We start from the raw sequence: 6,209 nt of genomic DNA, 5'->3' as shown, positions 1-6,209 counted from the left end.
GCGACCTCAAGAGGCGCTACCCCGACCGTGTCGTCATCGTGAGCATGATGGCGAGCACCGAGGCGGAGTGGAAGGAGATCGCGCGGCGCGTCGAGGGCGCAGGCGCGGACATGATCGAGTGCAGCTTCTCGTGCCCGCACGGCATGCCCGAGCGCGGGATGGGGTCGGTGGTCGGGCAGGACGCGAACCTGACCTACGAGCGTGCGAAGTGGGTCGCCGAGGCCGTGAAGATCCCCGTCCTCATCAAGCTGACGCCGAACGTGACCGACATGAGACCGATCGCGCGGAAGGTGAAGGAGGCGGGGGCGGCCGGCGTGACGTGCATCAACACGGTCAAGGCGCTCCTGGGGTTCGACCTCGACACGTGGGCGCCGCGGCCGGGCGTGTACGGGAAGTCCACCATGGGCGGGTACTCGGGGCCGGCGATCAAGCCCATCGCGCTCCGGTTCGTGGCGGAGGTCGCGAAGGACGTCGGGCTGCCGGTGTCGGGCGTCGGCGGCGTCGTGACGTGGCAGGACGCCGCGGAGTTCATGCTCGCGGGCGCGGGGACCGTCCAGGTCTGCACGGCGGCGATGCGCTACGGGTATGACATTGTCGAGGAGCTTGTCGAGGGACTCTCACTCTATCTTGAGGACCGATGTCTCGCGTCGCCGGCCGATCTCATCGGGCGGGGGCTGCCGAACCTGGTGGCGCACGAGGCGCTGTCGCGCGAGTGGAAGGTCGTGAGCCGGATAGACGAGGCGCTGTGCGTGGGATGCGGCGGCTGTGTCATCGCGTGCCGCGACGGAGGGCATCAGGCCTTGTGCTTCGCCGAGCAGAGGCGAGGGACGGATCTCGAGCGCGTTCCGGTCGTTGACGACGAGAAGTGCATCGGCTGCGGGTTCTGCGCCACGGTGTGCCCCGTGAGCGGCTGCATCACGATGGCGGAGCGGGAGAAGGACCAGAGCTAGCCGTTGGCCTGAGGAAGTGCGCGCGTGAGGAGGGGCGCCCCGTCTGGTCCGCGGGGCGCCCGCGTTTTCCGCGGCGCTTGAGCCGCCCCCGCCGATGCCCTACAATCCGTCTCCATGAACGGCGAACTGGTGCGCATCGAGACCGAGGACGGCGTGGAGCTCGTCGGGTTCTACGCGGCCCCGGCGGGTCCCCCGACCCGGCGCGCCGTCCTCCACGTGCACGGCATGGCGGGCAGCTTCTACGAGAACCGCTTCGTGTCGGACGTCGGGCGGGCCGTCGTCGCCAAGGGGCTTTCCTTCTTCACGGTGAACAACCGCGGGCACGAGTTCGTGTCGGAGAACCTCCGCGGCCGCGGCGAGACGACGGAGTCCGTGCTGGGCGGCGCGTCGTGGGAGCTCTTCGACGAGTCCGTGTTCGACATCGGCGCGGCCGCCGACTTCCTGACGGCGCGCGGGCATGAGGGCATCTACTTCGAGGGCCACAGCCTCGGGTGCGTCAAGGTCGTGCACTACCTGACCGAGCGGCGCGACCCACGCGCCGTCGGCGCCGTGCTCATCTCCCCGGCCGACATGCTGGGCATCCGCATGGAGAACTCCGCGCGGCCGCTTGCGGAGATCGTCGCCGACGCGCGGCGGCTGGTCGCGGCCGGTCAGGGCGACACGCTCATGCCCGAGGCGGCGTACGTCGTGCCGCTCTCGGCGGCGACGGTCGTGTCGCTCTACGGCGACCCCGCGACGACCGACCTCTTCCCGTTCCGACTCGGCGACCGCGGCGACTACCGGAGGCTCGCGTCGCTCACCGTGCCGCTCCTCGTCGCGTACGGCACCGTGCGGGAGGCCGTGACCATACCGGTCCAAGAGGCCCTCGGGCTCGCGAAACGGCACGCCGCCTCGTCGCCGCGGGTCGAGACCGTGGCCGTCGAGGGCGGGAACCACACCTATCTCGGTCACGAGCGCAAACTCGCGCGGGCGGTGGCCGCCTTCGTGGAGGCGTGACGTGGCGCTCCTCATCACGGGCGGCAGGCTCGTCACCGGGATCGACTCGTACCACGCCTCGGTCCTCGTCGAGGACGGGCGCATCGCGAAGGTCGGCCGCGACCTCGTCGCGCCGCCCGGGGCCGAGGTCCTCGACGTCGCCGGGAAGCTCATCCTCCCCGGCGTCGTGGACGCCCACGTGCACGCGGGCCTGGACGCAGGCGGCCACCGCTCGTCGGACTTCCGCTCGACCACGCGCGCGGCCGCGTTCGGCGGCGTGACGACCGTCCTCACGTACGCCACGCCGGAGCGCGAGCAGACGCTCCTCGAGTCGCTGGCCGCGCTCAGGCGGCAGGCCGACGGGCACTGCCACGTGGACTACGGCGTTCACGTGGCGCTCGTGCGCTGGGACGACCGGGACGACGACGAGGTCCCCGCGCTCGTCGAGGCGGGGGTGCCGTCGTTCAAGATGTACACGGCATACTCCGCGCGCGGGCTTGCGAGCGACGACGAGCAGATCTACCACGCGCTGCTGCTGGCGTCGAAGCACGGGGCGCTCGTCGAGGTGCACTGCGAGAGCGAGTGGATCATTGACAGCAAGGTCAAGCGGCTCGCGAAGGAGAAGCGCCTGTCGCCGGCCGACTTCGCGGCGAGCCGCCCAGGCTACGCCGAGGCCGAGGCGGTCGCGGGCGTGCTGCGCGCGGCCTACAGCGCGGGCGCGCCGGTGTACATCGTGCACGTGTCGGCGGCGGAGTCGGTGGACGCGATCGAGGAGGCGTCGGACATCGGCCTCGAGGTCTACGCCGAGACCTGCCCGCAGTTCCTCCTGCTCGACCAGTCGAAGCTGGCGGGGAAGGACGGCCAGCGCTACGCCGCGTGTCCGCCGCTTCGCCGAGCGGGCGACCAGGCGGCGCTCTGGGACGCGCTGGACGAGGGCCTCATCCAGGTCGTCGCGACGGACCACTGCGAGTTCGCGGCGGCCGACAAGGACGCGGGCACGAACGACTTCCGGAAGATCCCCATGGGCCTTCCGGGCGTCGGGACGCTGCTGCCGCTCATGTGGCACTTCGGCGTTGGCGGCGGGAAGCTCCGCGAGAACGAGCTCGTGGACCGGCTCTCGACGCAGCCCGCCGAGATCTTCGGCCTTCATCCGAGGAAGGGCTCGCTCTCGCCCGGGAGCGACGCGGACCTCATCGTGTTCGACCCCGATCTCGAGGTCATCATCACTCCCGAGGCGCTTCACGGCCACGCGGACTACTCGCCGTACGACGGCTGCGCCGTGAAGGGCTGGCCGGTCTCCACGATGGTCCGCGGCCACTGGGTCGTGAAAGACCGCGAGCTCGTGGGCTCCCACGAGCTCGGGTCGTTCGTCGAGCGCGGCCGGGTGTGCCGCGGGCCGGGTGCGCGCTAAGGGACGATCGTTGCGAACACCCGCGGGACGTTCCAGAGGTCCTTGAGCATCACGAGAATGTGGTCGTTCATGATGTCGATCCCGTCGATCCGGTCGGGCACGCCGATCACCCTCAGCACCTCCCCGTCGTCCGGGTCCACCACGTAGAGCGAGTCGCTGTTGGCGATGACCACCCACGCGTTCTCCCCGTCGAACGCGACACCCTGAGGCGTCTCCGAGCCGCGGGGGGACGGGAACGACGACAGGTGGGTCCCGGTCGAAGAGTACACGTGGATGTGCCCGTCGCCGCCGCTCGAGCCGGCCGAGCTCCCGTAGTAGAACACGCCTGCCTCGGCGTCCCAATCCAGCCCGGACATGTTCGCGCTGTAGACCACGGGAATGCTCTCGGCGAAGTCCCGCGTCGTCGGATTCTGCTTGAAGATCCTGCTCCCCCCCGAGTACCCAGCGGTGCAGAGATACGGACCGTCCCACGCGGCGTCGCCCGTCCACGGCGACCGAGACTTCGTGGGTGTCGGTGTCCGACCCGTCGGTCACCTGCACGCGGACGGTGATCGTCCCGCCCTGCGCGAAGCGACGCGTGGCGGCCGGCTCGGACGACCAGTCCGTGTCCCACGAGCCGTCGCCGTTCCAGTCCCACCTGAACGAGAGCGCTCGGCCGCTCACCGTCGAGCCGCCGGCGTCGAACTCGAACTCGGTGAGCACGGTGCCCTGGTCGGGCGTCACCGTGAGGTCGGCTTCGACGGTCGGGCCTCCGGAGCTCGATCCTCCGCAGCCGGACGGCAGAGCACGCGACGCGATCAGCGCAAGCGGCAGTCGTCTCACGGCATCCTCCTCGCACGAGTCACAGCGTTGCGGTCGTTGTCCCCCATCTGCGCGACGGCCGGCGCGCAGGGGTCTGGAGATTGCCGCCCACAACCCGGTTGGGCGGCAAGCGATGAGTCGGGCACCTCGCCCGGCGGGGCAGCTTCGGGCGCCGGGGAAGGGGTTGACTGGGCCGCCCGCCGGGGGTATCCTCACAGGTTCTGAACAGGCCCCGCCGGGGTCGTGTCCGGGTTGCCAGGCGGCGGGCGGGGTCCGTGTTGCCGCGCGTGGCCTCCTCGGCGAGGGTGCCTTGTCTCGGGACCGAATCACACTCATTACCGGCGGTACGGTCTTCTCCGGAGGCCGCGGCGGGGTCGTCACCCCGGACGGCGCGGTCGCGGTCAGGGGGAACCGCGTCGCCGATGTCGGCCCGGCGCACGAGGTGACGGCGCGGAACCGCTCGGCCGACCGCGTGGACGCGACCGGGCGGCTCGTGATGCCGGGGCTCATCAACGCGCACACCCACCTCTACAGCAGCCTCGCCCGCGGGCTCCTCGCCGAGATCGAACCCTCCGCGAACTTCGTCGAGCAGCTCGAGCACCTCTGGTGGCGGCTCGACCGCGCGCTCACCGAGGACGACGTCCGCGTCTCCGCCGCGGTGGGCGCCATCGACCTCATACGGAACGGCACGACGACCATCGTGGATCACCACGCGAGCCAGACGGCCATCGCGGGGAGCCTCTCCATCGTGGCCGAGACGCTGTCGGACGTCGGCATCCGGTCGAATCTCTGCTTCGAGGTGTCGGACCGAAACGGCGACCGCGCGCGCGATGCGGGCCTGGCCGAGAACGAGCGGTTCGCTCGCGAGGCAGGGGCGCGCGACGACGGCGCGATGGTCGCGGCGAGCGTGGGTCTCCACGCGAGCTTCACGCTCTCGGAGGCGACGCTCGAGCGGGCGGCCGCCATCGCGCGCGCGAACAGCCTCGGCTGCCACATCCACAGCGCCGAGGACGCGGCGGACGAGGCCGACAGCCTCGCGCGATGCGGGAAGCGCGTCGTCGAGCGGCTGGAGTCCGCGGGCGTGCTGGGTCCCAGGAGCATCGCCGTGCACTGCGTCCACGCGGACGACCGGGAGCGCGAGATCCTGAAGACGACCGGGACGATGGTGGTTCACAACCCGCAGTCGAACATGAACAACGCCGTCGGCTGCGCGCGCGTGCCCGCGATGCTGGACGCGGGCATCCTCGTCGGGCTGGGCACCGACGGGTTCTCGACCAGCATGTTCGACGAGATGAAGGTGGCGAACCTCATCCACCGGCACGAGGCGCGCGACCCCCGCGCGGGGCGCGACCTGGCGCGACGGCTCTGCATCGAGAACAACCCCGAGATCGCGTCGCGGCTGGTCGGGAGCCTGGTGGGCACGCTCGAGCGCGGCGCGCTTGCCGATCTCATCGTCCTGGACTACGACCCGCCGACCCCGCTTGAGAGCGCGAACTTCGACGGGCACCTCCTCTTCGGGCTGAGCGGGCGATGCGTGGAGAGCGTGATGGTCAACGGCGCGTTCGTGATGCGCGACCGCGAGTTTCTGACCGTGGACGCGGGGGCGGTCGCCGCGCGCGGCAGGGAGCAAGCGAGCGCGCTCTGGAGGCGCATGTGAGCGGCCGCACGGGGACAGCCGGCGTGGGCGTGCGCGGGGCGGCCGTGGCGGGACTGGTCTGCGCGAAGTGCGGCGCGAAATGCGCGCCGGGCGACGCGCGCATGACCTGTCCGGCCTGCGGGCTCGAGGGCATCCTCGACGTCCGGTACGACTACGACGCCGTCGCCCGCGGCTTCACGCGCGCCGACCTCGAGCGCTCGCGCGAGGAGTCGCTGTGGCGTTACCTTCCTCTGCTTCCCGTGGACGTCTCACGGCTGCCGCGCCTCAGGACCGGATGGACCCCGCTCTACCGCGCCGACGGGCTCCTCGGCCTCTCGAACCTCTACATCAAGGACGACAGCCGCAACCCGACGGCCTCGCTCAAGGACCGCGCGACGGCCGTGGCGATGGCGCGCGCGCTGGCGGAGGGCGCGAC

The 6,209-nt window shown here is 71.2% G+C and carries 6 protein-coding genes; 5 read left to right on the top strand and 1 reads right to left on the bottom strand.

The window, feature by feature from the left end:
* From preA to hydA, 3 genes are all read left to right on the top strand, one after another.
* Positions 1-950, top strand: a 950-nt coding sequence (gene preA / locus FJY74_09150; protein MBM3308480.1) for an NAD-dependent dihydropyrimidine dehydrogenase subunit PreA, incomplete at its 5' end; no start/stop codon positions are given.
* 114 nt (positions 951-1,064) lie between these two features.
* Positions 1,065-1,946, top strand: a complete 882-nt coding sequence (locus FJY74_09145) for a DUF1749 domain-containing protein (GenBank protein MBM3308479.1) — start codon at positions 1,065-1,067, stop codon at positions 1,944-1,946.
* Position 1,947: 1 nt separating this feature from the next.
* Positions 1,948-3,336: a dihydropyrimidinase gene (hydA, locus tag FJY74_09140; GenBank protein ID MBM3308478.1), complete on the top strand. Its 1,389-nt coding sequence runs from the start codon at positions 1,948-1,950 to the stop codon at positions 3,334-3,336.
* Here the strand turns inward: hydA and FJY74_09135 are convergent.
* A complete protein-coding gene (locus FJY74_09135; GenBank protein ID MBM3308477.1) occupies positions 3,333-3,710 on the bottom strand; it encodes a hypothetical protein in 378 nt (125 codons plus the stop codon). The genes hydA and FJY74_09135 overlap by 4 nt on opposite strands.
* A 737-nt stretch (positions 3,711-4,447) precedes the next feature.
* Here FJY74_09135 and ssnA point away from each other — a divergent pair.
* Positions 4,448-5,794 carry a putative aminohydrolase SsnA gene (gene ssnA / locus FJY74_09130; protein MBM3308476.1) on the top strand — a complete coding sequence of 449 codons (1,347 nt, stop codon included), beginning with the start codon at positions 4,448-4,450 and terminating at the stop codon, positions 5,792-5,794.
* A partial coding sequence (locus tag FJY74_09125) for a hypothetical protein (GenBank protein ID MBM3308475.1) occupies positions 5,791-6,209 on the top strand: 419 nt, incomplete at its 3' end. The genes ssnA and FJY74_09125, both read left to right, overlap by 4 nt.

Origin of the sequence: Candidatus Effluviviaceae Genus I sp., from assembly GCA_016867725.1 — a bacterium.
Classification (GTDB): Bacteria; Joyebacterota; Joyebacteria; order Joyebacterales; family Joyebacteraceae; genus VGIX01.
This window is presented reverse-complemented; position numbering and strand designations above follow the sequence as displayed.

Excerpts from the sequence above, each read along its gene's own strand:
- FJY74_09145 (MBM3308479.1), top strand. The coding sequence starts at position 1,065 with ATGAACGGCGAACTGGTGCGCATCGAGACCGAGGACGGCGTGGAGCTC.